General features: G+C 41.2%; 13 protein-coding genes. 8 read left to right on the forward strand and 5 right to left on the reverse strand.

The features are described 5' to 3' along the window. Position 1 precedes the first annotated feature (1 nt). Positions 2-658 carry a DUF2996 domain-containing protein gene (locus tag ACM0OY_RS24035; RefSeq protein WP_414571341.1) on the forward strand — a complete coding sequence of 219 codons (657 nt, stop codon included), beginning with the start codon at positions 2-4 and terminating at the stop codon, positions 656-658. A gap of 82 nt (positions 659-740) precedes the next feature. Here ACM0OY_RS24035 and ACM0OY_RS24040 read toward each other — a convergent pair whose 3' ends face one another. Beyond that, complete coding sequence (locus tag ACM0OY_RS24040; RefSeq protein ID WP_414571342.1) at positions 741-1,238, reverse strand: TM2 domain-containing protein; 498 nt, start codon at positions 1,236-1,238, stop codon at positions 741-743. Between the two features lie 771 nt (positions 1,239-2,009). On the opposite strand from ACM0OY_RS24040, the gene acsF reads away from it, so the two are divergent. Beyond that, on the forward strand, positions 2,010-3,086 hold the full coding sequence (acsF, locus tag ACM0OY_RS24045; RefSeq protein ID WP_414571343.1) for a magnesium-protoporphyrin IX monomethyl ester (oxidative) cyclase: 1,077 nt from the start codon (positions 2,010-2,012) through the stop codon (positions 3,084-3,086). Positions 3,087-3,227: 141 nt separating this feature from the next. Here acsF and ACM0OY_RS24050 read toward each other — a convergent pair whose 3' ends face one another. Together ACM0OY_RS24050 and ACM0OY_RS24055 are read right to left on the reverse strand one after the other, a co-directional pair. Continuing rightward, entirely contained in the window at positions 3,228-4,439 is a 1,212-nt protein-coding gene (locus ACM0OY_RS24050) for a type I restriction endonuclease (RefSeq protein WP_414571344.1), read from the reverse strand. Between the two features lie 355 nt (positions 4,440-4,794). Further along, positions 4,795-6,519 (reverse strand): ATP-binding protein, encoded by a 1,725-nt coding sequence (locus ACM0OY_RS24055; protein ID WP_414571345.1) that lies wholly within the window; start codon positions 6,517-6,519, stop codon positions 4,795-4,797. Positions 6,520-7,236: 717 nt separating this feature from the next. Between ACM0OY_RS24055 and ACM0OY_RS24060 the strand changes: the two genes are divergently transcribed. Then, complete coding sequence (locus ACM0OY_RS24060; RefSeq protein ID WP_414571346.1) at positions 7,237-7,674, forward strand: CAAD domain-containing protein; 438 nt, start codon at positions 7,237-7,239, stop codon at positions 7,672-7,674. 149 nt (positions 7,675-7,823) lie between these two features. Here ACM0OY_RS24060 and ACM0OY_RS24065 read toward each other — a convergent pair whose 3' ends face one another. Further along, the gene (locus ACM0OY_RS24065; RefSeq protein ID WP_414571347.1) at positions 7,824-8,963 is read right to left on the reverse strand and encodes an S-layer homology domain-containing protein; all 1,140 of its coding nucleotides are present in this window, start codon (positions 8,961-8,963) and stop codon (positions 7,824-7,826) included. A 516-nt stretch (positions 8,964-9,479) separates the two neighbouring features. Next, positions 9,480-11,408, reverse strand: coding sequence for an alpha-amylase family glycosyl hydrolase (locus tag ACM0OY_RS24070; protein ID WP_414571348.1), 1,929 nt, complete (start codon positions 11,406-11,408; stop codon positions 9,480-9,482). A 511-nt stretch (positions 11,409-11,919) separates the two neighbouring features. Here ACM0OY_RS24070 and ACM0OY_RS24075 point away from each other — a divergent pair. From ACM0OY_RS24075 to ACM0OY_RS24095, 5 genes are all read left to right on the forward strand, one after another. Next, a complete protein-coding gene (locus ACM0OY_RS24075) occupies positions 11,920-13,155 on the forward strand; it encodes a hypothetical protein (protein WP_414571349.1) in 1,236 nt (411 codons plus the stop codon). A 245-nt stretch (positions 13,156-13,400) separates the two neighbouring features. Further along, positions 13,401-14,450 (forward strand): hypothetical protein, encoded by a 1,050-nt coding sequence (locus ACM0OY_RS24080; protein WP_414571350.1) that lies wholly within the window; start codon positions 13,401-13,403, stop codon positions 14,448-14,450. 257 nt (positions 14,451-14,707) lie between these two features. Next, the gene (gene rpsB / locus ACM0OY_RS24085; RefSeq protein WP_414571373.1) at positions 14,708-15,505 is read left to right on the forward strand and encodes a 30S ribosomal protein S2; all 798 of its coding nucleotides are present in this window, start codon (positions 14,708-14,710) and stop codon (positions 15,503-15,505) included. A gap of 235 nt (positions 15,506-15,740) precedes the next feature. Next, positions 15,741-16,685 (forward strand): translation elongation factor Ts, encoded by a 945-nt coding sequence (gene tsf, locus ACM0OY_RS24090; protein WP_414571351.1) that lies wholly within the window; start codon positions 15,741-15,743, stop codon positions 16,683-16,685. A 237-nt stretch (positions 16,686-16,922) separates the two neighbouring features. Continuing rightward, entirely contained in the window at positions 16,923-17,816 is an 894-nt protein-coding gene (locus ACM0OY_RS24095) for a hypothetical protein (protein WP_414571352.1), read from the forward strand. The last annotated feature ends 90 nt before the right edge of the window (positions 17,817-17,906 follow it).

Genomic DNA, 17,906 nt, shown 5'->3' on the forward strand with positions numbered 1-17,906 from the left:
AATGGCAGAAGAAACTAATCACAATGAAGCGGGAGAAGTAGCTCCCAGCACTGTTGACAAGCAGGCTCCCAGTGTCGCCGAAGAACATGCTCCTAGTACAAACTCACCCGAAGCGACAGACATCCCTACTGCCAACGCGCCAGATCCTAAAGCCGCAAACCCCGAAGAGAACCCTAATGCTGCTAAACCAGCTGCGGCATCACCCAAGCGAGAAAAACCCGCCGCCGCCGCAGGAGAAGAAAAACCAGCGGCCGCAGCCAAAGCCGCCAAAAAGGAAAAAGCCCCATCTGTTGAAGATAAACCATTTGTAGAGTTTATTGAGCAAGACTACTTGCCAGCTTTACAAAAAGCGATCGCTCAACAAGGTGTGCAAGATTTAAAAGTGGCTTTTGCTAAGCAAAAAGTGCCAATCAAAGGCTTTGAATCGGCTGACGAATCATGGCAAGTTATCGGCAGTTTGCAAAACGGTCTGTACAATTTTAATTTGTATTTTCCCGAAGAAGATATTCAAGGGAAAAAGGGTTTTTCTTGTAATGAAGGCAAAAAACCCAGCACTCTTGAGTCATTCTTAATTGATGAGCGCAAAACTACACTAGACCTATTGGTATTCGGTCTAGTGCAGCGTTTAGACGGTCAAAAGTGGCTAGGTAGAAATTAGTCATTGGTCATTGGTCATTGGTCATTGGTCATCAGTATTTCAGACAAAGGACTAATGACAAAGGACTAATGACAAAAAACAATTAAAGTTCATGGAAATGATAGGTAACGGCTCCAGTAATGGGGTCGTTATCAATTTTTACATAACCTGATTTATACATTTCTTTGAGAGCTTTTTCTACTTCAGCGAAGCTGGCTCCCGTGCTTTTTACCCCTTGAGTGACAGTGAGATAGCCACCCTTGCTTTCCGCCACTTCAATGAGTTTAATCATCAGTTGATTACCAGTTGGAGGGTGAACTTGAGTAGCGATCGCCGCAGGCTGATTTAAAGGTACACCAAATGGCGATACACCTGCTTTTAGTTTCAGGTTGGTTTCGTATTCGTCAACCATACCAGGGACGAGAAGCAAATCCACAGCCTGCCCGATGTAAAATAAACCAAAAGTACACAGCCATAACAATCCTGTGCCGATCTTGCCATTGTATAAGCGGTGTAGTCCCCCTAAGCCAAAAAATCCGACTCCACACAAGATGTAAGAGACAAGAAGTCGGTCTTTATGCTGATTGTTTTCAGGATTCATCTTGTTGTCAACCCTTTGGATTTGCTCTTGTTGTCTAAAATGGTTTTTCCATACTGTTTTATTTGAGAACAGTATGCATAGCTAGGCTGATATCTTGCACCAGTTATTTGATGATATTTGATGATATTTGATGACAATTTTTCTAGTTTGGCACTGCTGACTATCCGCTTAAACCCTGATTTTCTGTAGTGGGGAGTGCCTTGTCTACGCTTATTAATAATGGTGCAAGCTCTGGAGTAGAGTCATAATAAGTATTCGGTAATCGTGCCAGTCATAGATTATTAATTTTCAGATGAGCAACTTATTGATCAGACCGCTTTATTTATTGTAGTCAGAACCACAGAAAATGACTGTAATAGTACTAAGTTACTCCAAGTCCCACACCAGTTTTTTGAAGTCGGAGAACTGAACGTCAACGCACTAGCTGGACTATACGGAGAAAATCTACCTCGACAGGTTTCAAATTGCTTGACTTTGCAGACCGAAAAAGAGTTTGTGTACAACATGAACCGCAATTTATAATTGCCGAGACTGGGTGTAAGATCTCAGTTTGCCGATGTTAATTTGACTACCGATCGCCCATTGTCGATTCCGCCAAAATTGGATTATTGTTGCAACTCTTAATGTTTTGCTTACTTGTTTCTCCCCCGCACCTTGGTAGACTGAACTTTATACAAATGAATTATTTGTCGGCTGTTGAGCTTTGCCAGAGCATTATCCTTGGCTTTCTGGTGTACTCAAGATAATAAAGACACTCATTGCAATCAAGACATGGTAGATTCCCTCAAAAAACCAGGCTTTGAAGAAATACGGCCAGGAATTAAAGTCCCCGCGAAAGAAACCCTGTTAACACCTCGGTTTTATACTACCGATTTTGATGAAATGGCGCGGATGGATATTTCTGTCAACGAAGACGAGTTAAGAGCCATTCTCGACGAGTTTCGCGCTGACTATAACCGCCATCACTTTGTTCGGGATGCCGAGTTTGAACAATCCTGGGATCATATTGATGGAGACACTCGTCGGTTGTTTGTTGAATTTCTAGAACGTTCCTGTACAGCAGAGTTTTCCGGATTTTTGCTGTATAAAGAACTCGGCCGTCGCTTGAAAGACAAAAGCCCCGTCTTGGCAGAGTGCTTTAACCTGATGTCACGGGATGAAGCACGTCACGCTGGCTTTTTAAATAAAGCTATGTCGGACTTTAATCTGTCCCTAGATTTAGGGTTTTTGACTAAGAGCCGTGATTATACCTTCTTTAAGCCAAAATTTATCTTCTACGCTACTTATCTTTCTGAGAAGATTGGTTATTGGCGCTACATCACGATTTATCGCCATTTAGAAGCACATCCCGAAGACCGGATTTATCCGATTTTCCGGTTCTTTGAAAACTGGTGTCAAGATGAAAACCGTCATGGTGATTTCTTCGATGCGGTGATGAAATCCCAACCGCAAATGCTCAATGATTGGAAGGCACGGCTATGGAGTCGGTTCTTCTTGTTGTCAGTGTTTGCAACAATGTATCTCAATGACATCCAACGCAAGGACTTTTATGCCACCCTTGGACTGGATGCGCGAGAATATGACATCCATGTAATTAAAAAGACCAACGAAACGGCAGGTAGAGTGTTCCCGTTGATGCTGGATGTGGAAAATCCAGAGTTTTATCAACGGTTGGATACTTGTATCAGCAATAATGAGAAACTGAGTGCGATCGCTAACTCTAATACTCCCAAATTTCTGCAATTCTTCCAAAAACTGCCGGTTTACATCTCCACTGGCTGGCAGTTGTTACGGCTGTACTTGATGAAACCCATTGATGCTGCTTCTGCTCAAGGCGCAGTTCGTTAAGTCATAACAGTTTTGCGAAAGCTTTAGTGGTTCTGTTGATTGCAGAACCACTTTTTTTATGCTTACCTGTTTGCATTTAATTCTTCGCCTCATTTGCTAGCAGGCGAAAATCAGATTTAATTTTGCAGTAAATATTTTGAGTTATGCTGATTTTTCCATCCTGATTACATTTGTTGCAAATACTTGATGCTTAGCTGCTTCTGCTTCGTAACATCTGAGAATCAGTGATGTAAGCTTATCGAAATCACTCACCGACGAAATAATTACTTTTGATGCTGCATCTCCCAGTGAGGCGGTTACTTCCTGTACTTCAAAATTTGGAGCTAGAGATTTTACTTCATCTACACTTAACCGAGTAATAAAACTTTTTTTCTGCGAAGACAAATACAGTCGCAGAAACCACCAGGTAGTTTTGCCAAGATGGATGCCAAAGTACGAAGTAGTATCCTTGTATTTAAGTTCAAAACTATAGCTCTTTGAAGTTTGCGTAATTGATTTAATTTTTTCAAATGCTTCGATTTCTTCAGCCGTTGTTACTATCCTTGATTCTTGAGGATCTTGGGTTTGTTCCTCTTCTTCAATTTCTGGTTCTACTTCAACTTTGACAGGTTGAGACATTTCTCGGCTAAGTGAGCTTGTCATTAAGTCTAGTAAACTTGCCTGGATCGATTTTTTAATGATTGGATTAAATTTGTTAATAATTCTAGTATTAATATTACCTGGAAATTCATATTTAGGGGCAGAAGCGCGAAGTTCAGCAACTAAGAACCGAATAAATTCTTCAGAAGGAGAACGTAAAAGATTACCTACAAGTTGAGTCATACCTTTTACATAAACCATTTCTTCTGCATGGCTAGTAATAGCCGTGATATCAAAATTATCACGGTGAAAGAATTTCAGGTTATCAATATCTTTGGAATCATATTCAAGAATGTTAAAAGTAAAAAATGGCTCCTTGTCCATCATATTTTTCTCACGCAAGTCTGTAAAGAAACGGTAATCTATCCCATTGGTTACAATAGCTACTTTTGCTGTCACAAGCCCATTAAAATAGCGGCTGAGTTGCCCATCATGTGCTTCAGCTTTTTGTCCACGGGCTTTTGCCTCTACGAGCATAACTATAGTACCGTTGATAGCTAAGGCGTAATCTACCTTTTCAAACTGTCCTGCTTTTCTAGTAGCAAAATCTGCTACATATTCTGGCATGACTTCACTAGGATCGTAGACATCGTAGCCAAGAGCATTCAAAAAAGGAACAATTAGTGCCATCTTAGTAGCTTCTTCGCCAACAACTTGGTCAGCTCGCTTACGCACTTGTTCAGACACCTTAGCAATATCTTCAGTGAATCCCATCTTGGTTGCTCCTGGTAGATTAGTGAGTATGGATACAATTTTTTCGTAGAATGGGAGTGATTGTAAGGTAATGTAGTACATTTGAATTAAAAGTGTTAGCGCGATCGCTTTCCTTATCACTCCTATAAATAAAAGTATTCCCAAATAAGTATTACTCTGTAACACTTATGACTTGCTCACAAGTGTTACAGCAACCGTATTTGCTATGGCTACTGACATTTTGCTTATTTAATAGCTTTTTGCCTGCCTCTGGTTGACGTTTTATGTCCAAAGACAGCGGTAGCAGCATAATGCACCACCTTAGACGATTATTAGGTTACAAACGTAACGCGCATTCTACTGCTGGCTACCTACTTTAGTCCTGCACAGTCATTGGCAGACGAATGGTGAAAGTAGAACCAACTCCCGACTGACTGTTGACAATAATTTCACCACCCATCATCTGGCAAAAGTGACGGCTAATTGCCAAACCCAGTCCTGTACCACCGTATCTTTTCGTAGTCGATGTATCCCCTTGTGTAAAAGGTTGAAATAACTGCTGCTGTTGACGGTGAGACATACCTATGCCTGTGTCTCTCACCGTAAAAGTAATGCTCCCTAAAGGAGCTTCTAGTCTAAAATCGTCCTTTTCTCTTCTGACTGTCAGAGTCACCTTGCCGTTTGTCGTGAATTTGCCCGCGTTGCTGAGTAAGTTTAATAACACTTGACGCATCCGAGTTTGATCGGCGTACATAGTGCCAAGTTGCTCATCCAAATCCACTTCTAAGACATTGGCATTTTTTTCTATAGCTGGTTTGACTGTGAGGACGACGTTATGAATCAGCGTCGCAATCTCGAATGTCTCTGGATAGAGAGTCATTTTCCCCGCTTCAATTTTTGACAAGTCGAGGATTTCGTTAATCAAATGCAGTAGATGTTTACCAGCAGAGTTAATTGTTTCTAAGTCTGTGATAAAGTCTGGCGATAAACCAAGATCGGTAGCATCGTCTTCTAGAAGCTGGCTCAAGCCAATCACAGCATTTAACGGTGTACGTAACTCGTGGCTGACATTTGCCAAAAATATGCTTTTTGCCTTGCTAGCAGCTTCAGCTAATTCTTTAGCTTGTTGTAATTCTTTAGTTCGCTCAGAAACTCCCTCAATCAAACGATTCAGAGATTTGGCGAGTAGACCAATTTCATCTTCGGTGGTGATGGGAGCTCGCAAATCAAAATTAGATTTCCTCGCCACTTGCTCAGCCACTTGGGTAACAACGATTACTGGTTCAGCGATCGCTCGACTAGTCCGCCAAGCTACAATAGCTGCGATCGCCACGGAAACCAGCATACTCGCAATCACAATGAATCGCTCTACTATTCTTGCCTGCTCAACAGATTTTTGCCTTTCTTGCTCTTGATCTTCAGCAGTTTGTAGGATATTAGTCAAATTTTGCGAAAGCTGATCTAGCCGCACAGCTGTATCACTACGCATTATTTCTAATAACTGCGATCGGACTAAGGAAATCTCCTGAGGCTTTACTGGCTGAGAGTCAATTTTTTCTAAAACCGCCTCTATTTGGTCAACATAAGCTTTTAAATTAGTTTTATAATCCTGCAATAACGTTTGTAAAGTAGAACTTGTTGCGGCTAATCTCTTAGGCTTACTATCGATAAACCCGTTAATTTCTGACTCTAGTTGCTTAGCTTTTTCAAAACTTTTCAGAAAATCAGCTTTTTTGCTTTGCAAACTTTGTGAATTTTCCAACACAGCAACTAAGTTAGAACTATGCAATTGTGCCCCTACTACTGCATCTTTATAATTACTCAGTAGTTGTCCTTGTTCATGGGCTTGATTTAATTGCCTTACTTCCCTTCCTCGGTAATAGTTGGCAATTACCAACCCAGTCAGTGAACCAAAAAAGCCAATTCCAATAGCTACAAAGTAGCCATAGCCAATTTTTTGATGGATGCGCCAAGAACTGGCTTTGAGTTTCCCTCGCGAGGGAAATTCTATGGTCGGGAGTTCGTCTGTTGATGGCTCTGACGCTGACACTTTTTTGCTTTCTGAACTGCTGTCAATAGGGGTTGGCTTTTGAGTCGGCATTTCTCAAACCTCCTTGCCTTCCCGCAAACATCACCAAATCAGTCTAGCTTGTGCAAACACTTCAACTGGTGATTAACATCTAGATTATCCTCTTTTATAGCAAGAGCAAATCATTAGTTACCAATTAATTAGGATAAGCTTATGCTGGGGACTGGGAATTGGGGACTAGAGATTAGGAAGATTTCCCAGTACCTAATCCCCAATCCTCAGTTTGAATACCATAAAATTGTCTTAAAGTCAAGTATATGTGAACACAGAAAAACTGATATTACGTATTAATATCAATACCAATGCGTTTATTAACCATCCCGCCTTAAGATAGCTTTAATATCGTATAAAATCGGCTTTTAAGCTTATATAAATGAGAGGTGGATTAATTTTTGCATGATTTGTACCTAGATTTAGTACGATTATGAGCAAATGACACGAAATCGGATAATCTACAACCTGAGGATTTTAGTTAATGACAAAAAATACAACTCAGGAAGCTGATTATAATACATTTTGCTGACTTGTGAGTTCTATCCTCCTACTGACTTTCTACCTTGTAGTTGATGCAGTAGATATTACCGGGCAATTATGGTTATAGGATACTAAAACCGTTTTCTGCCCTTGACCCAATTGTAGTGGTGAACTCGTCCATTACCTAATCAACAGCCTTTTGGTTGTAATTATCTAGATTAGAAAAACTCAACTGTCAAATTTATGGGAGTGAAAATGCCAGAACAAGAATTTACAGAAACCACATCCAAAGAGGCTACAGTGCCAGAAATCAACAGCCAAACGGGAACCATTACCAAACTCCAGCCTCCCGCGCAGCCCCAAGATGAATGGCTAAAATATGGCGAACAAATTTCTAGCTTTTTAGCATCATTGCCAGAATATGTCGGAAACTTCTTTAATCAATATAAGCAGCCCCTAGTTAGTGTTGGTCTAATTGTGGGAGCAATTGTTGGAGTTAAAGTACTCTTGGCAGTATTAGATGCTTTGAATGATATTCCCTTGGTAGCTCCTACTTTTGAGTTGATTGGTATTGGTTACTCTGTTTGGTTTGTTTACCGCTATTTACTCAAAGCCTCAACTAGGAAAGAGTTAACTAGTGAAATCACTACTCTTAAATCACAAGTTGTTGGTAAACAAGTTCCAGAAGCTTAATATCTGAACTATTGCTTCTCCTGCCAAGACGCTACGCCAATGCTCTAATTCCAAATCACGCGCTATTGTGAGTGTCTACCCACCCGTGGCGGTTTTGCTAGGCGTAGCGTCTTCCATAGGAGAAGTTTTGATCTAAGTAAACCCGATATTTATTGAGATGAGCCGCCTGCTGATAAGTTAACCTTTGGGTTGCGTTTTGGAGTCGGTGATACTTCTGGAGATATATTCGGCGCTCGCACAATATTTTCAGATGAAATACCCTTCAATTTGCCTTGTTTGACTAAAGCTTGATGAATCATTGCCGCCAGTTCACCACGAGTCGCTACTTTGTTAGGAGCAAGTATTTGTGGGCTTGGATAGTTAACCACGAGTCCATTAGTTGTAGCAGCAGCTATTTTACTCCTAGCATATGGCGGAATATCTTTAGCATCTTTATAAATACTTAAAATCTGATTCGGTGAAGTAGGTGTTTTCAAATTCAACCCACTAGCAAGGGCAACTAAAACTTGTACTCGTGAAATATTTTCTTGTGGCTTGAAGGTATTTTTGGGGTAGCCTTTGAGAAATCCGCTAGTGATGGCTTGGTTAATTGCTGGATTTGCCCAAAATTTTGGTGGTACATCTTGAAATGCGATCGCACTCTTAGACAGCTGTTGGTCAAAGGCTTTTTCCAGTATGGCAGCAAATTCAGCGCGGTTTACAGGCTGATTTGGTCTAAAAGAATAATCAGGAAACCCCTTGAGAATACCACGAGAAGAAAGAACATCTATAAAACGGCGACCCCAAAAGTTATTAGGCACATCGTTAAATGCAATTGGCGGCGGAATAATAGATTTTTGTTTTGCTGGAGTTACTAAAGGTAACGCTGATGATGTAATTGATGACTCAAGCCCTACTGAAGAGGATACAGGCGTCTGTGGTTGTGGAGATTGAGTCGGCGTTACCTCAACTGGTGGTAAAAGTTCAGGCGAAGGAGTTGCCCTATTAGTCGGCAATGAAGGTCTCTTGGGTTCAACAGCCTCAGGTGGAGGTGAGTCGAATTTTGGAACTGTATTTGATTCTACTTTAGGAGTAGGGGAGGGCAATACTTTATCAGGGTAAGCGCTACCAGACGGAGTGGAAGAAGGTGACAGCAACCCGTTAAAATTCCAGCTAGAATTTCTGCGGGACAATGACCAAAAAAGAATTGCTCCGATAGTGGTGAAGGCAACCAGAATGGCTATAAATTCATCAAAGCCAAGGGCAGTTCTTTGGGATGACTCAGGTTCGGAAGGAGGTCTATTTGTCATCGTGATTAGCCTGTTACCACTAAAATCTGAAATCTGTATCTAAAAAAATTAAGCCACAGATGATAATTTTACACCAGCCAGTTTCAATTCATAATTCGTAGCAAAATATTATACTTCTGGTTCAAAACCGAGCGATTTAGTTTAACGTGAGTTCGACGAACCTCTCCCTGCCTTGAACTAAAGTTTAAGTCTGTCCCTATGTGAATCGGAGAGGGACGGTTTTGCGTAGTAAAACTAGGGAGAGGTTTTTTGATTGACCTTAGGATATAAGCCAATACAGTTCAGTTAAGCATTTCTTTCTTCTCTGTGTGCCCTCTGCGCCTGTGTGGTTCATTAAAAAAAATGACTTTGGCAAAAGGTTTTAGCCTTAACTCAACCGTATTGGGATATAAGCTATCGAACTCACGTTAGTTTAACAAGTTAGTAGGAAGTGTCAGAAGGCAGGAGAGCATAGAGAGAGGATCTTCTCCACTGCACCCTACCCCCTACCCCTCTGCCTCTTCCCCATGCCCCATTCTACGATTCCCGTCCGGAAGCCCAGGTATCACGCCATTTAACAGTACCTTCTTTGGCAATTACCCAACGGCGGTTAACGAGATTTTCCCGCAGAGGCGATTGCCCTTGCCGCCACATGGCATATTTATAAGCAATCAACTTACCTGTACTCTCATTAAAGGGAATCTCCGCAGACCAAGTATTGGTATTGATGTATTCCAACGGATAGGCTTTGCTGATATCCCAGTTGCCTAACTCTGGACAGTCTCCAGTCACAACAATGGTTTCACCAGGCTGAGTTTGCACGCCATTGAGTTGTACGCGAACTATGGTTTGCGCTTTAATCCGTTCTCCAACGTGGCTGAAAACAATCACTCCCCGTTCTTCGAGTACCAAGTCGTAAATTTTACCATCTTTCACCTCATACTTGTTGCGAGTCACGACGCAAGTATGTTCGCCATCAGGTAATTCTGTGTCTACTTCTGGTAGAGTAACTTCTCCTCCCCGGTTTAAAGCTACAAAACACAGGGAATCGCGATAGCGGCGGACGTAACAATAAACGTCTGGTGTTAAGTATTTTTGCCAGTGGCTACCCATTGAGACTGCGGGATTGAGTCGCCGTAAGCCAGACAATAACCTGATGTAACGGTATATTTCTGTATCCGTATCCCAACTTTCCATTATTGGGCGATTGTATGGATCGTTACCGCCATCAGTGTCGTTGTGCAGATATTGTTCTGTGCCGTAATATATACACGGTATTCCGCGACATGTCATAATCAAGGCGATCGCCACCTTCAGCATCGCTGGATCGGGGTTCAGCGATTGGAAGCGGGGCATATCGTGGTTATCGATGAAGGTGACTAGCTCTGTAGCCCCACTGTAGCGATGGTCTTGGTCAAAAATATATTGAATCGTGTGAAATCCATTTTCGGAACCTTGCGCCAGTGCTGCCCGAATCGCCACGCATAGCCCAAAGTCTAGCATGGTCATGCCTGAGTGATTGGCAAATTCCACTGAGCGATCGTCGCTAGGATTACTATAAATCCACTCACCGAAAATAAATACATCTGGCTTGTGATTGGTAATGTCGCCAGTGAATTCTTGCCAAAACCAAATCGGCATATGCTTGACAGTATCCACCCGCAGGGCATCTACACCCCGGTCTAGCCATTGTTTAATTGCTGACTTTATATACTCTCTGTATTGAGTATTGTTTTCATTGAAGGTTGCTAGGCCAGCTAATTCACAGTTTTGCACTTGCCAATCGTCTTCCCAGTTTTGCACTTCGCCATAGTGGTGATACCAGTGATTGACATCATCATTGAAATCGGCAATTTTGACGCCATCATCATACAATTCACCTTTGCTACCGCTGGTATCAGGACTGCTATGGTTGCAGACAATATCTAATACCAGCTTCATGTTGCGCTTGTGCAGTTCGGTAATTAAGCGATCGAAGGTGGTATTTTTTTCTTCTTGAGTAGCGTTTAAAGAAGGGTTTTCTCCGTCAGCAATATACCGAGGATTAATTCGCTTAAAGTCTTTTGTCCAATAACCATGTAGCGCTGCATTACCAACAAATAACTCTTCTACTTGCTCAAACAGCGGAGTTAACCAAACGGCGGTAACTCCCATGTTTTTGAGATAATCCAATTTGTCAATCACACCTTGTAAGTCGCCACCCCAGTACTTACCCCAATCTTGCCTAGTTGGATCGTAGAGTTCTGAGTTTGCACCTTCGCTGTTATTTGGATCGCCATCATAAAAGCGATCGACCACAAGAAAGTAGATTGTCTCCTGACGAAATTCAATATCCCTAGTGTACAGAAAGTCTAGATCGATCTCAGTATCTGAAGGAGGCGCTTGTATCAAAGCTTCTACTTTTTCTGTTGCTGAATCAACTTTGTATTGGTCTGGTGAGAATTGGGATGGAGGTGTTTTTACCATAAAAAACTCAAAATTTCACGTAATTCCAGTAGGTGTTTTGAATATCTTGTGTAACTGCAAACGTCGGTATTGTGACATCCTGCCTACGGTGTAGGTATCTATCGCTAGCTAGTTTATAATTCTATCGATAGATATAATTCATCTGCTAGAGGATAAAAACAAAGGAATATAGCAGCTATTAACGTTCATTACTTCTTAACAAAAATTAATACTATCAATAGCATAGTGAAAAACTCACGGTAAATACTGGGACTGGCTTGTATTTAAGTAAAGTAGACACATTCTGTTACATACTTGTTGAGCTTCACACATAAATTAAGTGAAATTAATTGTTTAAAAAATAACTAATTATCTTCGATGTTTTTTAATAAAGTAATAAAGTAAATAAGATTAATCGAAAACATATAACTTCTGTTCTCTGAGAATTCTGAAAACACTAATTATAGTGGCAATAGATAGCCGATGATAACTAGAAAAACTCAAGTATTTACTATCAAAATGGGAATCATCTATGACAGATAAACAAAAAAAGGTGAGATTGCTCAAAGGTCGCACAGCATTTTTATTTATCCACGGTATTGGTGAACAAAATCCTTTGGAAACTGTAGACTTTTTCACCCATAATTTTCTTCAATACTTCGATAAGCAAAATTTAGCTTTCAAACTAGAACATCTAATTGCTAAACGCAGACTATCAACAGGCTCTATTTGGACAGAAAGCTTTGTCAGATTGAAATCAACTGACAGCAATGAAGATTGGCTAATTGATATTCACGAGTACTACTGGTCAGCTTATACAGAAAATAAAATCACTGTACCTGAGATATTACAATGGGCAGAACAAACACTTGATGGCACAATTAAGTTTTATAACCGTAAGGAAAACCAACCTTTATTAGATAGCCTTTTGGCTAACAGAAATAGAAAAAGTTTTTTTACATATCGCCTGCGATCGCTCACTATATTGCTGCGGATATTTAATTTTTTATATCCAGTATTACGAATGGGGGTTTGGTTAATTCTATTTTTGGCAGGGCCATTTCTTAAAGGTCGTTTTCTACAGTCAGCTTGGCAGTTAAGTAAACAACTTGTAACTCCACCTTTGGTTAATTTTATTGGTGATATTACTATCTACACTATCACCGACCAAAAATCGCCCTATAAAATAATTCGTCAGCAAATACTGAGGGAATCCTTAACATTATTGAAAGCAATTCTTAAAGATAAACAAGCAGATTACAACCAAGTAATAATAGCTGGACATTCTCTTGGTAGCTGTATCGCTTACGACACATTAAACCTTCTCTGTGTTGAAACAAGTCTTTCTCCAGACAAGAATCAAAATCTTTTATTGGATAAGATTAAAGGGTTAATTACCTTTGGTTCACCACTAGATAAAATTGCCTTTTTCTTCCGAGAGGTAGCACAGGAGGGACAGTATATCAGACAGCGGATTTTAGAACACCTCAACTCCTTTCGTGTGAAACCAGAATTTGCACAAAAAAATCAATACTCAATCAAAAGTCCAGTTGAATGCAAACTAGATCAAGTTCATTGGGTCAATTACTACCATCTCAAAGATCCAATCAGCGGTCACCTAGATTACTATGAAAACCTGGATAACGTTGAAATGAAATATCAAGCATCTTGGGGTGACCAAGGACACCAAGGTTACTGGTTCGATGCAAGTTTTTACGAAAACATTGCCGAACGCTTCCTGTATGTAGCGAATCAGGATGAGGAATGAAAAAGGGAGTAAGGGAGGAAGAAATATTTTTCATCCTTGGTAGTGGGATTGTCTCACCATCGACTTTATGGAAATTACACTCAACAGCCTTTTGGTAAAGACTTTTAATCAGAAATCTCCAATTCTACATTGTTGTAATTTACGTATTACCAAACTTTTTCTTTTGGAGATTCACTCCATTGCTAAACTGACCATTGTCACTTTCAAACTGTTATTACTATAAAGCAATTGATCCTGGTAAAATTATGAGCAAATATGACAAGATTTTTAACTCATCCGAGACTTCAGAGGAATCGCTGAGTCCAGAAGAAGCCGTAGCCGCGATCGCAACTGTAACAGCGATCGCTGATTTATCCATTGAAGATGTTGATGCAGAAAGCCTAGCAGGTATCCTCTGGGAATTCGAGGTCTTTGAGGAATACTCAGAAGATGAAATTGTCGAAATCGTAGACCGACTCATTGGTATTGCAGAAGACGAAGGACTTGGTGCTTTATTTAATACCGCTAAAATTTCTCTCTCTGATGAATTAGTACTCGATGGTTTCGCCGCCGGGGTGATAGTGCTTTTAGACGATGAACTTGCCATTCCCAAACAGAAACAAGCGTACCTCAAAAAGCTACAAACATCCTTGGAACTTGAAGATGAAGAAGCAGACGAAATCATTAAGGAGGTAATTGCAGCCTTTGAAGAAGCAGAAGAGGAAGAATTTGCAGATGACGAAGATGAAACAGTAGTTATAGAAGAATATACTCAACAGACTTATAAATCTCCCTTAGGGAATTTTACAGTATCGGTTCCAGTCGATCCCGAAAACGGCGGTAGAATTCAAAGTCAGGAAGGAGTAGTGGGCTTTTCCGATGACATCGGTACTTTGCTGAGAATTGACTATTATCCTTTCCCCCTAGAACAGTTAGAGGAACTGGAATCTATTGGACAACAAAAATATTTACAATCAATCTTAGTAGAGAAGTACGTGCCCCAAGCAATTTTAGCAAACGTACCTGATGCTACTGTAGAATATACTGAATATTTAGAAGATACTTTGTCAGGAGCTTACTACGTATTACTTGATATGCCCAAAGGTTCGACTATTTCCAAACAAGAAAATAATGGAACTGCCGTCAGACTAGATGCGTATCGAGGGCTACTGACTTTTATCAGTGGTGAATTTTTATATATAGTTAGCAGCCAGCACAGCATTCTCAACGGCGAAACACCGGATTCCATCGAAGAAGAAGCCGAATATATCAAGGAAAATATTTTAGAGTTTGTTGAGACTATCGAGTTTGCATAATTGGGTATGGGGCATGGGCCAAACAGGGAGTGCTGACTGTTGACTGTTCAGCTGAGCCGGAGACTCCGAAACTCCGGTGAGGAGTTAAAATTATTCTCCCTTGTCCTCTTCCGATGCCCAATGCCCAATGCCCTAAATTTAGCAAATATGCTAACCTAGTATGGCTAACTAATCTCGCACATCTAAGAATTCGGGTGTTTCTCAATTGGGAAATACGCTTGGATGGAGGTTTAACCCGAATCGGAGTTAAAAAATATATGCCAGTCGTTTCATTGGCTCAAATGATGGAGTCAGGGGTTCACTTTGGGCATCAGACCCGGCGTTGGAACCCAAAAATGTCTCCTTACATTTACACTTCCCGCAATGGTGTACATATCATCGACTTGGTGCAGACTGCCCAGTTGATGGAAGACGCTTATAGTTACATGCGATCGCAAGCAGAGCAAGGAAAGAAATTTCTTTTCGTGGGCACTAAGCGCCAAGCTGCTGGAATTATTGCCCAAGAAGCCAGCCGTTGCGGTTCGCATTACATTAACCAGCGCTGGTTGGGCGGAATGTTGACCAACTGGGCAACCATTAAAACACGGGTAGACCGCCTTAAAGATTTGGAACGGCGCGAAGAAACTGGCGCACTGGATTTATTGCCGAAAAAAGAAGCGTCGATGCTGCGTCGCGAAATGGCGAAGCTGCAAAAATACCTGGGTGGTATTAAAACAATGCGAAAAGTCCCCGATATCGTGGTGATTGTAGACCAACGTCGGGAATATAACGCTGTTCAAGAATGCCAAAAACTCAACATTCCCATTGTGTCCATGTTGGATACAAACTGCGACCCGGATGTAGTTGATATCCCAATACCAGCAAACGACGATGCTATCAGATCGATTAAGCTGATAGTTGGAAAATTGGCAGATGCCATTTATGAAGGTCGTCACGGTCAACTCGATGCCGAAGAGGATTACGAAGATTACGATGGTACTGAGTATGACGAAGAGTACGAGGAAGGTGACTACACTGAGACCTTGATTCCTGATGACGAAGAAGAAGAAGAATAGTGCTTGATGGTTCGGCTAAACTGCTGAGTAAGATAGAAATACTCGGCAAATTTGGATAGTGCTGAGTCTTGATTTTTGAAGTTATCAATTGTGAGTTGGCAACTCAAAATTGATAACTGAACACTCAAAATTCAGCCAGAAGTTAGAGCGGCTCAAGCCGCTTTGAACTTCGGTGACTCAGTACTAAGTTAGGTGAGCGATTACAATTCGAGGTCAAGTTAGGAATTGAGGGAACATGGCGGAAATATCTGCAAAACTCGTCCAAGAGCTACGCCAAAAAACTGGTGCTGGCATGATGGACTGCAAAAAGGCCCTGAAAGAAACTGATGGCAACATAGAAGAAGCCGCAGACTGGCTACGGAAAAAGGGGATTACTTCGGCAGGGAAAAAAAGCGATCGCATTGCGGCAGAAGGTCTAGTAGACACCTACATTCAACCTGGTGGCCGGGTGGGTGTACTCATAGAAGTCAATTGCCAAACAGATTTTGTGGCTCGTAACGAAGCTTTTAAAGCTTTGGTGAAGAACCTAGCCAAGCAAGCAGCAACAGCTGACAGTGTTGAGTCCTTGTTAGCTCAACCCTACATTGAAAATGAAAGCGTGACTGTAGATGAATTCATCAAGCAAACTATTGCCACGCTTGGCGAAAACATCCAACTGCGTCGGTTTATCACTTTTGGACTAGCAGAAGGCACGCAAGGTATCGTGGACAGCTACATTCACACTGGCGGTCGAGTTGGTGTGTTAGTAGAGTTGGGTTCTCAAACAGATTCAGCTGCTGCCAAAGAAGAGTTCCAAAGCTTGGCGCGGAACGCAGCTATGCAAGTTGCAGCCTGCCCCAATGTCGAGTATGTCAGCCTAGATCAAATTCCTGCTGAAGTAGCTCAAAAGGAAAAAGATATTGAAATGGGCAAGGATGATTTGGCAAACAAGCCAGATAACATTAAAGAAAAGATTGTTCAGGGACGGATTGACAAACGCCTCAAAGAATTGACTTTGCTAGATCAACCTTATATTCGGGATCAAAGTATTTCTGTAGAAGAATTATTGAAGCAAGTCAAGGGGCAAGTAGGCGAAGACATCCAAGTAAATCGCTTTGTCCGCTATGTATTGGGCGAAGGCATTGAAAAGCAAGAAAGTAACTTCGCTGAAGAAGTCGCTGCACAAATGGGAACTAAGTAGAGAAGCGATTAATCGCGTCTCTACAAAAGTTAGGAGTTGGCTTCACAATTCATAACTCCTAACTTCTTTAAAGACAGGTCAAGCCAATAGCCTGACCTGTATTTTATTAATAAAGTAGCGAAAAAGTAGCGAAATTTCGCATATAATTCAAAATTTAAAATCCTTGGGACAGTTATCCTAAAATAAATAAGTGCATTTGTACTATTTAATGGTTGATATGGGTAAGAACGAGAAGTTATGGCAAGAGCAATCGAGCGAATTGAGCGGGATATTGCAGCACTCAAAGAAGCGATTGGAGCGATCGCACTAGAACTACAAACCGCTTATGCTAGTTATCTAGCCACCTTGGGACTAGCTGTACAAAAACAGTTGATTCTAGCTACTTACCACCTTTGTACTCAAGGCTATCCCGAAAACTTCCTCCATTTGTCATTGAATCAGCGCCAACAATTGCAACAAGCTATTCGTAAGTTAGGTCAAGTGGCCGCTGAGCAGTTGGTTACTTATATTAAAAATGAGGAAGTTGGGGAAGATGAGGGAGATGACGAAGTTGGGGAAGATGAGGGAGATGACGAAGTTGGGGAAGATGAGGGAGATGAGGGAGATGGGAGGGTAACATCTTCTTCATCTGCTGTGTTTCTTGGTGTCTCTGGCCTTCAGCCTTTTACTCCTGATACCTCTAGTCCTATAGAACTGGCAAAATGGCAACAGAACTTAGAGGAGGTTACCCAAGAGATACTGAAAAAAGTTTCCCATGATGCAAATCTTTTATTACAAAAAGCCGCGATATTACCCAAAAAATTACCAGAACCGATTTTAGCAGCTGCGGCTGCGGCTGCATCAGAAGCATCTGCCGAGGTAATGCCAGGGCCACCCAACTTATTAAACTTAATAATTGAAATTGAAAATGAGCAGCAGTCAGAAGATTCTAGTCTGACGCAGATTATGGCTATTAATTTGCGACTAGGGGAAATTGAATTTGCTGACCCTACACTCTCATCTGAACGCAGACAGATCCGCGGTATCTTAGTTCAGCTAAACAAGCTAGAACGAGAGTATCAAAAGAAACTTCGAGAAAGGGCAGTTGCTGAAGCCGAAGCTGCCTGGCGTGCTAGTTGGTTTGAAAATTAGTCATTAGTCATTTGTCCTTTGTCGATTGTCCTTTGTCCTTTGTTATTCACTAATGACCAATGACTAATGACCAATGACCAGTGACTAATG

The organism is Nostoc sp. CCY 9925, from assembly GCF_963920935.1.
Classification (GTDB): Bacteria; Cyanobacteriota; Cyanobacteriia; order Cyanobacteriales; family Nostocaceae; genus Nostoc.